This is a genomic window from Streptomyces sp. TAA486 (genome assembly GCF_000426165.1).
The window spans coordinates 16391-31677 of record NZ_AUEV01000002.1 but is presented as its reverse complement, the minus strand read 5'-3'; the positions used below and the strand labels follow the sequence as shown (position 1 = coordinate 31677).

General features: G+C 70.5%; 15 protein-coding genes. 11 read left to right on the top strand and 4 right to left on the bottom strand.

All coding sequences use genetic code 11. The features are described from left to right. Positions 1–23: 23 nt before the first annotated feature. Complete coding sequence (locus tag I004_RS0104105; protein ID WP_028434433.1) at positions 24–218, bottom strand: hypothetical protein; 195 nt, start codon at positions 216–218, stop codon at positions 24–26. Between the two features lie 377 nt (positions 219–595). On the opposite strand from I004_RS0104105, the gene I004_RS0104100 reads away from it, so the two are divergent. The 7 genes from I004_RS0104100 (at position 596) to I004_RS0104070 (ending at position 8155) form a co-directional block, all read left to right on the top strand. Next, positions 596–3625, top strand: coding sequence for a Na+/H+ antiporter subunit A (locus I004_RS0104100; RefSeq protein ID WP_028434432.1), 3030 nt, complete (start codon positions 596–598; stop codon positions 3623–3625). After that, complete coding sequence (locus I004_RS0104095; protein WP_028434431.1) at positions 3622–4251, top strand: Na(+)/H(+) antiporter subunit C; 630 nt, start codon at positions 3622–3624, stop codon at positions 4249–4251. The genes I004_RS0104100 and I004_RS0104095 overlap by 4 nt, the downstream gene beginning before the upstream one ends. Before the next feature lie 58 nt (positions 4252–4309). Then, entirely contained in the window at positions 4310–6004 is a 1695-nt protein-coding gene (locus I004_RS0104090) for a Na+/H+ antiporter subunit D (protein ID WP_051344769.1), read from the top strand. Between the two features lie 65 nt (positions 6005–6069). Next, complete coding sequence (locus tag I004_RS32100) at positions 6070–6747, top strand: Na+/H+ antiporter subunit E (protein WP_486579792.1); 678 nt, start codon at positions 6070–6072, stop codon at positions 6745–6747. Further along, positions 6732–7127 carry a monovalent cation/H+ antiporter complex subunit F gene (locus tag I004_RS37980; protein ID WP_078510807.1) on the top strand — a complete coding sequence of 132 codons (396 nt, stop codon included), beginning with the start codon at positions 6732–6734 and terminating at the stop codon, positions 7125–7127. The genes I004_RS32100 and I004_RS37980 overlap by 16 nt, the downstream gene beginning before the upstream one ends. Further along, positions 7124–7504 (top strand): monovalent cation/H(+) antiporter subunit G, encoded by a 381-nt coding sequence (gene mnhG / locus I004_RS0104075; protein ID WP_051344692.1) that lies wholly within the window; start codon positions 7124–7126, stop codon positions 7502–7504. Before I004_RS37980 ends, mnhG begins: the two co-directional genes overlap by 4 nt. Before the next feature lie 234 nt (positions 7505–7738). Next, the gene (locus I004_RS0104070) at positions 7739–8155 is read left to right on the top strand and encodes an ATP-binding protein (protein WP_051344768.1); all 417 of its coding nucleotides are present in this window, start codon (positions 7739–7741) and stop codon (positions 8153–8155) included. Positions 8156–8237: 82 nt separating this feature from the next. On the opposite strand, the gene I004_RS37395 is transcribed toward I004_RS0104070, so the two are convergent. Next, a complete protein-coding gene (locus I004_RS37395) occupies positions 8238–8522 on the bottom strand; it encodes a hypothetical protein (RefSeq protein WP_158676996.1) in 285 nt (94 codons plus the stop codon). 613 nt (positions 8523–9135) lie between these two features. Between I004_RS37395 and I004_RS32085 the strand changes: the two genes are divergently transcribed. After that, the gene (locus tag I004_RS32085) at positions 9136–10635 is read left to right on the top strand and encodes a cytosine permease (protein ID WP_078510879.1); all 1500 of its coding nucleotides are present in this window, start codon (positions 9136–9138) and stop codon (positions 10633–10635) included. On the opposite strand, the gene I004_RS32080 is transcribed toward I004_RS32085, so the two are convergent. Continuing rightward, a complete protein-coding gene (locus tag I004_RS32080; protein WP_037974992.1) occupies positions 10632–11486 on the bottom strand; it encodes a putative protein N(5)-glutamine methyltransferase in 855 nt (284 codons plus the stop codon). The genes I004_RS32085 and I004_RS32080 overlap by 4 nt on opposite strands. Before the next feature lie 163 nt (positions 11487–11649). Then, positions 11650–12648 carry a ScbA/BarX family gamma-butyrolactone biosynthesis protein gene (locus I004_RS32075; RefSeq protein ID WP_051344690.1) on the bottom strand — a complete coding sequence of 333 codons (999 nt, stop codon included), beginning with the start codon at positions 12646–12648 and terminating at the stop codon, positions 11650–11652. A 78-nt stretch (positions 12649–12726) separates the two neighbouring features. Between I004_RS32075 and I004_RS0104040 the strand changes: the two genes are divergently transcribed. The 3 genes from I004_RS0104040 (at position 12727) to I004_RS37390 (ending at position 15202) form a co-directional block, all read left to right on the top strand. Beyond that, positions 12727–13368 (top strand): ScbR family autoregulator-binding transcription factor, encoded by a 642-nt coding sequence (locus I004_RS0104040; protein ID WP_486579727.1) that lies wholly within the window; start codon positions 12727–12729, stop codon positions 13366–13368. Further along, positions 13365–14318, top strand: a complete 954-nt coding sequence (locus tag I004_RS32070; protein WP_037974990.1) for an NAD-dependent epimerase/dehydratase family protein — start codon at positions 13365–13367, stop codon at positions 14316–14318. Before I004_RS0104040 ends, I004_RS32070 begins: the two co-directional genes overlap by 4 nt. Before the next feature lie 209 nt (positions 14319–14527). Continuing rightward, a complete protein-coding gene (locus I004_RS37390; protein ID WP_078510806.1) occupies positions 14528–15202 on the top strand; it encodes a ScbR family autoregulator-binding transcription factor in 675 nt (224 codons plus the stop codon). Positions 15203–15287: the final 85 nt, after the last annotated feature.

The following is a 15287-nucleotide window of genomic DNA, read 5'->3' as shown; positions in this document are numbered from 1 at the left end:
GCGCACGCGCCGTGCGCGCCGCGTTAGAACTTCAGTCCGCTGAGCAGCCCCGCGAGGCTGGCGCCCCCCGCCTTGATGCTGGGGGCGAGAGCCGTGCCCGCCAGGTAGAAGCCGAAGAGGGCACACACCAGCGCATGCGAGATCTTGAGCCCGTCCTTGCGGGTGAAGAGGAAGATGATGAAGCCGAGCAGGAGGACGCCGGAGATGCTGAGGATCATGGGGGACTCCTGATGTCGGGGATGGTCACCCTGAGTTCTCCAAGAGTCACAGAAAGTGCGTGAGCAGGGAAACTGGCACACGGGTGATTTGCCGGGCGGGGCCTTGGTCTGGCCCGGGTGCGCCCGCGGAACTCCTGCCGCAGTGGCGGGTGTTGGCGACCCGGGAGTCCACGGGGGTCCCGGCGTCCGCGAGGAGGGCCGACCCTGAAGTGCGCAGGTCGGAGGCCGTGTGCACCGGTGCATGTCATCGGCACGCACGCGGGAGTCGCTCACTGGGGCCGGAGCGTGCCCCCCGCACCCAGATTGCGTCCGTTTCAGAATTCGATTGAGCACTTTTGTGCGCAGAATGACTGATTCATCATGGAATCATTCGCGCTGTGCTGTCGCTGATCCTCCTCCACTTCGCCGGAGCCTGCTGTGCTCCGCTCCTGGTGCGATGGACCGGCACGCGCGCGTTCCTCCTCCTGGCCCTGATCCCGGCCTCGGCACTGGGATGGGCGGCCTGGCATTACGCGGACGTCGCGGACGGGGAGGTGCTCGTCGAGCGGTGGCCGTGGATGCCCGCCCTGGACGTGGTCCTGGACCTGCGATGTGACGCGCTCGCCCTGCTGATGGTGGCCGTCGTCGGCGGCATCGGCGCCCTGGCGCTGGTCTACTGCGCGGGCTACTTCAGCCGCCCGGCGTTCTCGCTGGGCCAGTTCGCGGGGACCTTCACCGCGTTCGCCGGTGCGATGCTCGGCCTCGTCCTCGCCGACGACCTGATCGTCCTGTACGTCATGTGGGAGCTGACCACGGTCTTCTCCTTCCTCCTCATCGGCCACGTACCGGAGCGCCGTCGCAACCGCCTCGCGGCGCTTCAGGCGCTGATCGTGACCGTTGCCGGCGGACTGGCCATGCTCGTCGGGTTCCTGATGCTGGGCCATGCGGCGGGCACGTACCGCATCTCCGCCATCCTCGACGGCCCGCCGCCCGCGGACGGGACCGTAGCCGTCGCGATCGTGCTGATCCTCGCCGGAGCGCTGTCGAAGTCCGCCCTGTGGCCGTTCAGCTTCTGGCTGCCCGGAGCCATGGCCGCACCGACACCCGTCTCCGCGTATCTGCACGCCGCCGCCATGGTCAAGGCCGGTGTCTACCTCGTGGCACGACTGGCTCCCGCCTACGCGCACGCACCGCCCTGGCAGGTGACGGTGCTCGCGTTCGGGGCGGCGACGATGCTGCTCGGCGGATGGCGCGCCCTGCGCGAGAAGGACCTCAAGCGGCTGCTGGCCTTCGGCACTGTCAGCCAGCTCGGCTTCCTCATCGTCCTGACCGGCACGGGCACACGCGACGCGGCGCTCGCCGGTACGGCCATGCTGCTGGCGCACGCCCTGTTCAAGGCCCCGCTCTTCCTCGTCGTCGGCATCATCGACCACGCGACCGGAACCCGGCAGATGGACCGGCTCTCGGGGCTGGCACGCTCCATGCCCCTCGTCTGCACCGTCGCCGTGACGGCGGGGATGTCCATGGCGGCGCTGCCGCCCATGCTCGGATTCGCCGCGAAGGAGGCCGCGTTCGCCGCCCTCCTGCACACCGGCAGCGCGGGGCTGCCCGGCTCGGCGTCGGTCGCGGTGACGGCGGCGGTCACAGCCGGCTCGGCGCTCACCGTGGCGTACACCCTGCGCTTCCTGTGGGGGGCATTCGCCACGAAGCCCACCGGTGACGGCATCCATGAACCCACGCCCATGCGGGCCCGCACCGGCGTGCTCCTGACCGCACCCGCCACCGTGTGCGTGCTGGCCGGAGTGGCCCTGGGACCGGCCGTCTTCAGCATCGCGCCGCTGCTCGCCCGCTACGCCCGCGCGTTTCCCGCACCAGGGGAGGCGTACCGGCTAGCCCTGTGGCACGAGCCGAGCGTCTCGCTCCTGCTGTCCGCTCTCTCCTGGCTCGCGGGCGGCGCACTCTTCCTCATGGCGCGTCAGCTGGAGGGCCTGGGGGAGAGGCTGGCGGTCCCGGACGCCAAGCAGGTCTTCGCCCGCCTGCTGTCGGGCCTCGAACGCACCGCACTCGAGGTCACCGGAACCGTGCAACGCGGATCACTGCCGGTCTACCTCGGAACCGTCCTCGCCGTGCTGATCGCCGCACAGAGCACCGCCATGATCGTCGACCCGCCGTGGCAGCACACCGGGCCGGTGCGCTGGTTCGATTCCGTACCGCAGCTCGGCGTGGCCGTCGTGGTCTGCATGGTGGCCGCTCTGTGCGTGGCGTCCCGGCAGCGCATGACGGCGGTGGTCCTGGCCGGCGTGACCGGCTACGGCACAGCGGTGCTGTACGTGCTGCACGGCGCACCGGACCTGGCACTGACCCAGTTCGCCGTGGAGACCGTCTCCCTCGTGGTGTTCGTGCTCGTGCTGCGCAGACTGCCGGCCCGCTTTCCCGACGAGCGGCGGACCAGCACGCTGCGGCGCGTCACGCGGCTTGTCACCGGTCTGGCCGCGGGAGGCTTCGCCGCCGTACTGACGTACGTGGCCGGAACCGCCCGGGAGGCACTGCCCGCCGGCCCCGAACTGATCACCGCCACCTCACATCACGGGCTGAAGAATGTCGTCTCCACGACCCTCGTGGACCTGCGCTCCTGGGACACCCTGGGTGAGTCCGCCGTGCTCGGCGTCGCCGCCGTCGGCGTGACCAGTCTCGTCTTCCTGCGCCGCCGCTCCGGGAGCCCCGTGACGGCCTGGCCGACCGCAGCCGTGCCGCCGGGCGCGGGCCCGTCCGCCCATGTGCGCCGCGGCCTCGGCGTGGAGGCCCGCGGTACCCAGCGCGCCGGGCACGTGTGGCCCGTGCACGCGGAACACGTCGAGAGCGGCGCACCGCCACCACGCCGCGGAGCGGGCGCCGTTCCCCGCCGCACATGGCTGACCGCCAGCGGCACCCTCGACCCCGAACGACGCTCCGTGATCTTCGAGGTGCTGGCGCGGCTGGTGTTCCACCCCATCGTCGTGCTCTCCCTCTACCTGCTTTTCTGCGCCGAGAATCTGCCGGGCGGCGGCTTCAGCGCGGGCCTCGTCGCCGGGCTGGCGCTGGCGGTGCGCTATCTGGCGGGCGGACGGTACGAACTCGACGCGGCCGCACCGTTCGACGCCGGCTTCCTGCTCGGGCTCGGGCTGATGACGATGACCGCGACCGGACTCGCCGGGCTGGTACTGGGCGGCTCGGTGCTCCGATCGGGCACCTACCACGGGGAGTTGCCGGTCATCGAGAAGTTCCACGCGGCCAGCCCCGTGCTCTTCGACACCGGCATCTACCTGCTCGTCCTGGGAGTCGTGCTGGACGTGCTGCGCAGCCTCGGCTCCGAGATCGACCGCCGCGTCGAGAGAGCACTCCGCGAGAACGACAGCGGAGCCCGCGCCGGCGGGGAGGCCGGAAGATGAACGAGACGGTCGCGCTGGTCGCCACCGGCGGCGCACTCATCGCCGCCGGCACGGTCCTGCTGCTCAGCCGCCCACTCACCCGCATCGTCCTCGGCACGGTCGTGATCGGCAACGGCGTCAACCTCCTGCTGCTCGCCTCGTCCGGGGCGGCCTCCCGTGCGCCGCTGCTCTACAAGGTCTTCGGGCCCCAGCGGATCTCGGACCCGCTGCCGCAGGCGTTCGTGCTGACCGCCATCGTCATCACCCTCGCCCTGACCGCGTTCCTCTCCGCGATGGCCTACCGCGCCTGGCAGCTCTCCGGCAGTGACGACGTGCAGGACGACGTGGAGGACCTCCGCGTCGCACACCGCGCCGAACACGGCGAGGAACACCGCGGGGAGGCACGGCGGGCACCACGGGAGCGTGAACGGCGCGCCAGGCGCCGCGAGTTGCTCGCCGTCGGGGAGGAGGACGAACGGCCGGGCCAGGAGGGCGTGTCGCGCCGTTTGCGGCGCGCCGGAGCCCACTACCACGAGGCGCGGCGCCGGGCCCGCGCCGAGGCACGTCCGCACCGCGCCCGCGCCGCACGCAGTGACGAGGACGTGGCGGACGACCTGTGGGAGACGATCCTCGGGGCGGACCGTTGAGCGCCCCCGGCACGTCATCCGCCGCCTCAGTCATCCGCGCGTCGGGAGACCCCAGGTGATCGCCGCGGGGTCCGCGGGTGTCGACGGCCCTTCCTCCGTGCTGGTGGCCCTGCCGGTGCTGCTCCCTCTCTTCGCCGCGGGGCTGAAACTCGGCGTCGGCGTACGGCTGCAGCGCACCCAGCGGGTCATCAGCACCGTCGTCCTCGCGACCGTCCTCGCCGTCGCGCTCGTCCTGCTCATCGACGCCGACAGATACGGCCCGCAGGTCATGTACGCCGGAGGCTGGAAACCGCCTGTCGGCATCGTCCTCGTCGCCGACAGGCTCTCGGCACTGATGCTGGTGATCTCCTCGTCCGTGACGCTGTGCGTGCTGCTCTACTCCATCGGCCAGGGCATGGCCGACCGGGAGGAGGGCACCCCCATGTCGGTCTTCCATCCGGCCTACCTGGTCCTGGTCGCCGGGGTCTCCGACACCTTCCTTGCCGGCGATCTCTTCAACCTCTACGTCGGGTTCGAGATCATGCTGACCGCCAGCTATGTGCTGCTGACGCTGGGCGGCACCGTCACGCGCATCCGGGCCGGGGCCACCTACGCGATCGTCTCGCTGCTCTCCTCCGTGCTCTTCCTCGCGGCGGTCGCCGTCGTCTACGCGGCCACGGGCACCGTGACCATGGCCGAACTCGCCCGCCGCTTCGACGAACTGCCCGGCGGCGTGGCCGTACTGGCGCAGATCTCCCTGCTGACCGTCTTCTGCACCAAGGCCGCCGTCTTCCCCCTCGCCGCATGGCTGCCCGACTCCTATCCGACGGCGCCCGCTCCCGTCACCGCCGTCTTCGCGGGACTGCTGACCAAGGTCGGCATCTACGCGATACTGCGCACCCAGACCCTGCTCTTCCCGGGCGACAGGCTCAGCGACGCACTGATGGTGCTCGCGCTGCTGTCCCTGCTGGTGGGGATCCTGGGTGCGGTCGCACAGACCGACCTGAAGAGGCTGCTCTCCTTCACGCTCATCAGCCACATCGGATTCATGGTCTTCGGCATCGCCCTGGCCACCCGCGCCGGATTCGCCGGCTCGGTCTTCTACGTCGTGCACCACATCACGGTGCAGACGACGCTCTTCCTCGTCGTCGGGCTCGTCGAACGCCGCGGCGTCACCACCGACCTGCGGCGGCTCGGCGGCATCGCGAAACTCTCACCGGCCCTGGGGCTCGTCTTCTTCGTCCCGGCCATGAACCTCGCCGGGGTGCCGCCGCTGTCGGGTTTCCTGGGCAAGTTCGGGCTGCTGCGCGCGGGTGTCGCGCACGGCGGCGCCATGACGTACGTCCTGATCGCCGCCGGCTCGGCCACGAGCCTGCTCACCCTGTACGCGCTCACCAAGGCGTGGAACCTCGGCTTCTGGCGAGCCGCACCGCCGCAGCTGTACGTGGTGGGGGTCGTGCTCGACACCGTCGAGACGGACGAGGAGTCACCGCGGGAACCCGCTGCCGTGCCGGGAGGGGGAGCGGGCTTCTCCGGAGGGAGCGGGGCGGTCGACGTCGATGTGCTCGCGGGGAAGGCCGACACCGCGAGCTTCGGTGGCCGCGCCATCACCACCGGACAGCCGCCGGCCGCGATGCTCGGACCGACCGCGGCTCTGGTGGCGTTCGGCCTGGCCTTCACTGTGTTCGCCGGACCGCTGTCCTCGCTGACGGTTCGCGTGGCGGACGAACTGACGGCACGTACGCCCTATGTGACGGCGGTGACGGGACGATGAGCCAGCCATCGGAGACCGGACCGGACGGGCCACGTGAGACCCCACTCGGAGGGCCGCCGGGAGCCGTGGCCGCCGGACCGCCGGGCGGCGGACCCCGGGGACGCAGACGTCTCCCGGCGGCACAGTGGCCGACCGTGCTCGGACTGACCGTGGTGTGGGTGCTGTTGTGGGGCACGCCGAGCGTCGCCAACGTCATCACCGGCATCCTTGTCGGCGTCATCGTGTGCGTCGTCTTCCCCCTGCCGCCGATCGAGACCCAGGTGCGGCTGCGCCCCGTCGGCCTCGTGCGCTTCACCGTCCGCTTCGTCATCGACATGGCAGTCTCCAGTTGGCGCCTCAACCGGTACATCCTCGGGTCGCGGCCGCCCCAGTGCGCAGTGCTGGCCGTACGGATGCGCACCCCTAGCGACCTGTTGCTGACGGCCACGTCCGTCGCGGTCGCCGCCATCCCCGGCAGCAACGTCCTCGACGTGCACCGCGCGTCCGGGATGCTGTTCGTGCACGTGGTGGGCGCCGGGGAGGAGGCGGAGCGGGAGCGGGCCCGCTACGAGGTGCTGCGCCTGGAGGACCGCGTCGTACGGGCCTTCGGCACCCGCGCTGACGTCGCCGCGCTCGACGCCTGGGAGGGCCGCGGGCCCTCGGACGGACTCGGGGGCGGCAGCCTCGGAAGCGGCGGCCCCGGCAAAGGCACAGGCGGCACCAGCGACTCCGAAGGGAGGGGCGGCCCGTGGAAGCGGTCCTGAGTATCGTCATCGCCTTGCTGCTCGCCTCCGGAGTGCTCGTCACCGTGCGTCTGGTACGCGGACCTTCCACGCTGGACCGCGCAGTCGCCCTCGACGCGCTGGCCGCCGTGGTGATGGCCGGCATCGGCGTTCTCACTGCGGTGCGGCAGATCCCGTACTACCTCCCGGTGTTGCTCGTCCTCTCCTTCCTGGGCTTCACCGGTTCGGTGAGCATCGCCCGCTTCCTCGCGCTGCGGGACGAGGCCGGGAGCGAGGATCCCGACCTGGGCGACGGAAGGGGCGGAGAGAACGACGGCCCGGAGAGCGCCGCCGCGGACAGCGGACGAGGCGGCGGCCCCGAACCGAACGGCGGTGCGGTGGAGCAGGGGAGCGGCGGATGAACTGGACGCAGCACAACTGGTCGGGGGCCGCGGACGTGGCGTCCCTGGTCTGCATGCTGGCGGGCGCGGTGCTCTGTCTGCTCGCCGGCATCGGATTGGTGCGGCTGCCGGACGTCCTCACACGCATCCATGCGGCGACCAAGCCGCAGGTCGCGGGTCTGCTGCTTGTCCTCCTCGGAGCCGGGCTGCGGCTGCGCAACGTGGCGGACCTGGGAACGCTGGTCCTGGTCGGCCTCTTCCAGTTGCTGACCGTCCCGGTGGCGGCGCACATGGTCGGACGTGCCGCCTACCGCACCGGCAGGACGGACCGTGAGCATCTCGTCGTCGACGAACTCGGCACGGCGCTGGACAAGTCCCGTGGAGACCAGGGCGAATAGCCGACGGGAACGGATCGTCGGCGAACGAACACCCGCCGGGCAATGCGGAGGGTACGGCCTGCTTTCGAGCGGAACGCGACGGAATGGTGGATTTTCCGTGACCGGATGCGTCCGAGCGGTTTCCCGGAGAATGCTCCCGCGCCCCAAGGGAAGAACACCCGAAGGTCTGGATTCGCGCATCCGGCCGCTCCGGTCGCACGGGGTGGGAGCCGGAACCGAGAGGAAGTGAACGTCATGCGCGTGAGCCCGCGTCCGTCGAGGCGCACCGCACGCGTCGAGTACACACTGCCGCGGGATGCCGCGTCGGCCCGCACCGCCCGCCGGTTGACGACCGGATTCCTCACCGGCACCCGCACACCGCCCGAGGCGGCGGGGCAGGTGGAAGAGGCCACACTGGTCGTCTCCGAACTCGTCACCAACGCGGCGCTGCACGGCAGGGGCCGGTGCCGGTTGCGTCTGAGCAGCGGCGAGGGAACCGTCACCGTCGAAGTCCGCGACGACGGCGGCCTGTTGCCCCGCGTTCGCCGCACGGGGAGTGACTCCGAGAGCGGGCGGGGCATCGCGATGATCAGCCGGCTCGCCAGGCGTCTGGATGTCACCACCGCACCCGGCGGAGGCAAGACCGTGAGCGCCGTGCTGGACGCCGCGTAGCGCTGCTCCGGCTCTGCCGGACCCCAGGCACCCCCGAGCGACTCCCGTCGACTTGGGTCTGATCAGGCCTGGTTGCCCGCCTTCAGGACTGCCGGGACCACTCCGCCCATGCGGAGGCGACGTCCGAGTGGAAGCGGCACCGCGCGTCGGCTCCGAGTGGCACCTGGAAACTCTCGTGCGCTCCGACGATGTGGAAGCGCAGACGGCTGCCGGGGGGCAGTAGCCGTGGAAGCTCGGCCGTGGGAAGCGCGTCGCCGCGCTGCACCGCGTTGAGGTCGAGATAGAACTGCGTCCGCTCGTCCGTGACGCGGGCGCACAGACTGTAGTGCAGGACTCTGAGCGTCGCGGTGCACAGTGTGCCGCTCACCGCCATCCACACACGTCGGCCCGCGACGGCAAGGACTCGGACCTGTATCGTCGGCGTCCCCATGAAAGCCCTTGTCCAGACGGTACGTTCCGGCACGCAACGAGCAACACCCGTACCCGCTCCGGCCCGTACAGAAAATTCGGTGTAGCTGCCGTTCTCGTTGGCGCACACAACTATCACGGCCAGTACAGCAACCGGGCAGGTGGGTCACCGACCGGCACGCTCTCCCCGCATTTCCTCACGAGAACACCCCGGTTCCCGCCGGCCGGTCCGCCGGCGCCGGGCGCACAGCGGTCGGCCGCGAGGCGCTCGGCCGCGGCGTCGCGGTTCGGCAGGACCGCTGGTCATGGCAGAACGCGGTTGCGGGGAGGGTCCAACTTGCCACGAGTGCAGGGCACTTGGTGGTTGTGTCCCCCGGAGGGAATGCGGCGACCGCCGACTTCCCTTGACGCAGACGCTCAACGGCACCGCCTCGGCGCGTACTTGACGCCGTGAGAAGGCGACAGCAGGCTCCATGCGACGGAACCGGCGGAACGGGGAGGGCGCTGTGCCCGGCACTGGGGCGGTCTCACAGGAGGGCGAGGTACGGGACAACTCCTCGCGGAAGTTCGCCGTGGAGGCCAACGGGCTCGACGTCATCGCCGACGCCGAGCGGAAGGGTCGTCCCGCGCAGCTGTTCTGGCCGTGGTTCGGATCCAATGTCTCGGTGCTGGGCCTGAGTTACGGCTCGTTCGCGCTCGGTTTCGGCATCGGGTTCTGGCAGGCGCTGGCCGCCGGCATGGCGGGCATCGTCTTCTCCTTCCTGTTGTGCGGCTTCGTCGCAGTGGCAGGGAAACGCGGATCCGCACCGACGATGGTCCTCAGCCGCGCCGCGTTCGGAGTACGGGGCAACAGGCTTCCCTCCGCGGTGTCCTGGGTCCTGACCGTCGGCTGGGAGACGGTGCTGGTGATCCTCGCGACGCTCGCCACGGCGACCGTCTTCGACAGGCTGGGTTGGGGCGGAGGCACGGGCACGAAGATCGCCGCCCTGGTCGTCGTCTCGGTGCTCACCGTGCTCGCCGGGGTGATCGGGTTCGATCTGATCATGCGGATGCAGACGGCCATCACCGTGGTGACTGCCGCGCTGACCGCCGTCTACATCGTCCTGACCGCCGACGAGATCCACTGGGAGTCCGTACAGGCGTTGCCCTCCGGATCGGCGCAGGAGGTCATCGGTGCGCTCGTGTTCATGATGACGGGTTTCGGCCTCGGCTGGGTCAACGCAGCGGCGGATTACGCCCGTTACCTGCCGAGGCGCACCCGGGGCGCGGCCGTCGCGGGATGGACTGCGTTCGGCGCGTCGGCGGCCCCTGCGGTTCTCCTCGTCTTCGGGCTCCTGCTCGCCGGCTCCTCGAAGGACCTCAGCGAGGCGATCGCGGCCGACCCTGTGGGCGCCCTCACGGGTGCGCTTCCGGGGTGGTTCCTCGTACCGTTCGCGCTCGTGGCCGTGTTGGGGCTCGTCGGCGGCGCCGTGCTGGACATCTACTCGTCCGGGCTGGCGCTGTTGGCTGTCGGGGTGCGGGTGCCGCGCTGGGCCGCGGCCGCTGTCGACGGCGTTCTGATGGTGGTTGGGACCGTCTACATCGTGTTCTTCTCCGAGGGCTTCCTCGGCTCCTTCACCGGCTTCCTCACCACTCTCGGCGTACCAGTGGCGGCATGGTGCGGCATCATGCTCGGCGACATCGCCCTGCGCTCCCGCCCGTACGATGACGGCGACCTCTTCTCCCGCAACGGGCGGTACGGTGACGTACGTTGGCTGCCCGTCGCGGTCCTGGCCGTTGGCACGGCCGCGGGCTGGGGCCTGGTGACCAGCGCCGCCGCCGGCTGGCTCTCCTGGCAGGGCTATCTGCTGGGGCCTCTGGGTCTGGGCGGCACGACGGGCGGATGGGCGTCCGCGAACCTCGGTGTGCTCGCCGCCCTCGTTCTCGCCTTCGCGGCGACGCTGCTGACTCAACGCGGCCGGATCCGGGCGCAGGAGAGCGCACCACCCTCCCTGCCGCCGGGAGCGGCAAGGAGGTCCGGGGAGTCCGCCAACGGCACCGGGACTTCTGCCTCCGCCTCAACAGGCGCCTAGCGAGGGCAAGTTGGCGCCCGCGCCACACCTGTGTTCGTCCCGGCGAGGACCGTGGCGCCCAGCTCTTCGCAACGGTCCACGCGCACCGTCAGCCCGCTGCCCTCCATGGCTGCGGTCGCGGCCTCCACCTGGGCCTCGGTCGTCTCCATCAGCAGATGCCCGCCCGGCGCGAGCCATTCCGGCGCCGATGCCGCGACCCGCCGCAGCATGTTCAGTCCGTCACTGCCGCCGTCCAGTGCGGCACGCGGTTCGTGGACGCGTGCCTCCGCCGGAAGCAGACTCAGCGAATCCGTCGGTACGTAGGGGACGTTGGCGATCAGCACCTCGATGCGCCCCCTCAGTTCGGCCGGCAGTCCGGCGAAAAGGTCCCCCTCATGGACACTGCCGCCGAAGGCCGCGACGTTGTGCCGCGCGCAGCGCACCGCCGCGGGGTCGATATCGGCGGCGTGCAACTCGACCCCGCCGCAAGGCTCTTGACCGGGCCGGGCGACCGCCGCCGCCAGTGCCGCACCCAACGCGCCGGAGCCGCAGCACAGATCGACGACGAGGGCGTCCGGACGAGTGAGTTCCGCGGCCCGCCGCACAAGGAACTCGGTGCGCCGCCGGGGGACGAAGACACCCGGTTCCACCACGATCCGCAGATCGCCGAACTGCGCGTGGCCCAGGACGTGTTCGAGCGGGAATCCGGCGGCTCTGCGCTCAGCCATGGCCGCGAGTTCCTCGGCCGTGCGGGCGGCGGAAAGCATCAAGTCCGCCTCGTCCTCGGCAAAGACACAGCCGGCGTCGCGAAGCCTGGCGGCGAGGGCCGAGCGGGAGAGCGATGAGGGGAAGGACGGGGGAGTCGCAGTCATACGGGCGTGCCTCTCGGGATTCCGGAGGTGCTTCGGCCCCGGCTCCCGGGCAGGGCCTAGACCAGCGGGACGGCAGGCGCAGGGGAGAGGAGTGGAGCACCGTGTTCCACAGCGGTGATCGGTCCCACCTCCCCGGGTGACGTGTGCGGCTGGGTCGGCAACCCTACCCGAGCACCTCGGCGTGCGCAGTGGCATCGGACTCGGTGGTGAAACCGACGAGCGCGGTGAAGGCCTTCTCGCCGTGCTGGGTGATGCTCACCGTCAGCGTGCGTTCGCCATTGGACAGGTCGTCGTCCGCGGCGCCGCCCGGGCCGGAGGAGACCTCGACCCAGCTGGGGGCGTCGAGATCGACGTAGCGATGGAACTCGGCCTCCATTCGGGTCAGGCTCGGACGGTGCGGTGACGCGGCCAGGTGCACCGACTGCCGGGCGGCCTCCATCAGCAGCATGCCGGGAGCGTGGTCGACGGGGTGGTCAAAGAGCCAGGGGCTCGTCGTGAGGACCCGCAGTTGCCGGCAGCCGACGCTCTCGTCAGCGGCCGGAGCGAGCACCACCTCGCGCTCGCTCTCCCGGCCCACGAGCGAGGGAGGCAGTGCCGGCGGCGGTGTGAGAGCCGCGGCCATGGCGTCCGGGGGCGCCGGGGTCTTGGGCCCGCGGAGCCTGCCGTAGACCTGAGGGCTGTGCGCGGTGTACACGGTGGAGGCGCTGCCCAGAGTCCGGTCGCCACTCCGTATGGTCATGCTGAGCCCTATCCGCCGCGGCCGCGTGCCGCGGTCCGGGGCCTCCGAGGCCGACAGGTGCAGCACGACCTCTGCCGGGGAGCCGGTCACGGGTAAGAATGGCGTGGAGAAGGCGCAGTGGTGGTGATCCCATATCAGCTGGTGCCCCGGTGGCACCCCGTAGGCGGCATGCGCGATCAGCGGCAGCACCTGCCGGGTCGTCTCGACCAGCAGCATCGGATCCTGCACGCCGTGCTCGTCCGTGCGCCAGAAGCCGTGGTCCCGCGGCCACTGGGCACCCACCTCGAACTCCCGCTCCCCGCACCGCCGCCAGCCCGTCAGGAGCACTTCCGCGTGAGCCGTCTTGTGTACGAACTCCCGCGGTACCGGCCACGAGTACGCTGTGCTCTCCGGGAGATCGGGCACAGCGGGGGTGTGAGCCATGCGGGCCTCCGGTGGGACGGTGCGAGGATGACGGTGACCTGTGCCTGAAACGATAGAACCTTCTGGGGGCGAGCTCCGATGGCGCCAGGAAGAGCAAAGCCGATGCAGCAACGGGCTGTCGAGACAAGACAGTTGATTCTTGACGCAGCAGCCGAGGTTTTCGACGAGGGAGGCTACAAGGCGGCAAGGATCTCGGAGATCATGCACCGCGCCGGGATCACGCAGGGGGCCCTCTACTTCCACTTCTCCTCGAAGCTGGAACTTGCCCGTACCGTCATGCTCGCGCAGCGCGACTCCGTCGTCCTGCCTCCCGGTCCCGACGGGCTCCAGCGTCTGATCGACACGACCCTCCTCCTGGCGCACGAGCTGCAGACCAACAAGCTCCTGCGCGCGGGGGTGCGGCTCGCGGTGGAGCAGGAGGAAGTCGGCTTCCACGACGACTCCCCGTACCGCGAGTGGGCTGAGGTCTTCCGCGGCCAGCTCGCCGCTGCCGCCGAACGAGGGCAACTGCGAAGCGGAGTCGATGTCGAACGGCTCTCGATGCTCCTCGTCGGCTGCTACACCGGCGTGCAGCACTTCTCCAAGCTCTCCTGCAAGCGGGCCGATCTGCCCGACCGCATCGCGGACCTGTGGCAGTACATGCTCCTTGGGATCGCGCCGCCGCAGGTCGCGGCGGAGATGATCGTCAGCCCCGACTCCTCGCTGCTGGCTGCCGGATGACGGTGCCTCTCGTGCTGACGGGGGCGAGCGGTTTCATCGGCTCGGCCGTCCTGCGCCGCCTGGCACGGCACGATGTGGACGTACGGGTCCTCACCCGACGGGAGCATCCGTTGCCCGGCGAGGTGGAACTGGTCCACGCCGATCTGGCCCGTCCCGAGTCCCTTCATGAGAGTTGTTCAGGTGCGCGCGTCCTTGTCCACGCCGCTTCCTACGTCGGCTCCGACGAGCAACTGGCCACCCAGGTCAACGACTTGGGCACGGAAGCACTGATGAAGGAGGCGCGGCGCGCCGGCGTGGAGCACATCGTGCAGCTGTCCACCACCGCGGTCTATGGGCGTGGCCCCCACCGAGGGGCGGCCGTCGGCGATTTGAAACCCGATCCTGGCTCCGCCGCGAGCCGCAGCCGTCTCGCGGGTGAGGAGCACGCCCTGCGCCACGGGTCCGCGGTGCTGCGTGCGGGCCTGATCACCGGACGAGGAGACCGCTGGGTCGTGCCGGCGCTGGCCGAACTCGTCCGCCGCGTACCGGGGTTCTGGCGGGCAGGGCAGGCACAGCTGTCTCTGATCGACGTGGACGATCTGGCGCGGCTCGTGACGCTGACCGCGCTCCAACTCGCCGGGCACGGCGGCTCCTCCGGCCCGGTCCAGGGCGTCCACCACGCCGTGCACCCCACCCCCGTACGCAACCGGGACCTGCTGGAGACACTCGCGAGGCTGGACGTACTGCCCCCCGTCACACGGGAGTTGACCTGGGAGGAATGCCTCGCCCTCATGGACGAGAACCCGGGACGGATCAGCGCGCGCCAGCTCACACTGCTCGCCTTCGACCACCACTACGCCACAGACTTGTGGCAGGCATGCGATTCGCCCCCAGGGCCGGGGCCGTTGGCCGCTCTCACCGAAGCGGCCCCCTGGTACCGCACCCATCTCACAGGTACCGCCGGGCTCTGACGGCTCGGCCATCCGGCACCACCTGTCCCACTGGCCTCATAGGCGCACCCGTTGACGCTCTCCGTCAACGAACTGACTCAGCCCTTCTGGCGCAAAAAAACAGAACACTTTGTATGTTTGTGGGGACGGCAGCTCTCATCTCCCCCCACAGCCGCCGCTCCTGACGGCCCGTCTCCCCGCGGACCGGAACGCACGAAGGGACACAGCCGATGAGGCAAGAGCGAGCAGAACTCACCCGTCAGGCACTGACGATGGCCGCCGCGAAATCGTTCGACCGGCTGGGCTATCAGCGTACGACACTGTTCGAGGTCAGCCGCGGCGCAGCGATGAGCAAGGGCGCTCTCTCCTTCCACTTCGGGAGCAAGGAGGAACTGGCCGACACCGTACGGCGTGAGGCGTGCAGGAGGTCGAACCAGGCCGCCGAGCTGCTGCGGGCGAAGGAGCAGCCGGCACTGCAGACCCTCATCGACCTGACGCACCTCGTTGCGCATCAGCTCGAGCACGACCACCTGGCGCGAGCCGCGGTGAAGCTCGCGCGCGAACTCGACACCCCTCCCGACCCGGAGATAAACCCGCTGGCCTGCTGGCAGCAGGTCTTCACCGACGTCGCACGCGAAGCGGAGAAGGACGGCACGCTGCGCTGCGAGGCCACCACGGAGGCCGTCGCCGAACTCGCCTTCTGCCTCGCCTCGGGTGCGCACTCGGTGCAGACGAGCGGGACGGACGACTTAGTCGTCGACGTCCACCAACGCCTCTCCGCCCACTGGGAGTTGCTCCTGTTCGGACTCGTGACGCAGCCCGGGCCGGGTGAGTTGTGGAGTGCGGGCACCGAGGCGGACTGGGTACTGGCGACGCAGGGCGGGCAGCCGAGCCCCGCACACTGAACCCACCGGTCGCCTCGCCGGTGAGACACGGCGAAGAGTCCGTGGCGAAGAGTCCCGGTGACCGCTCCGCATGGTCACCGGGAGT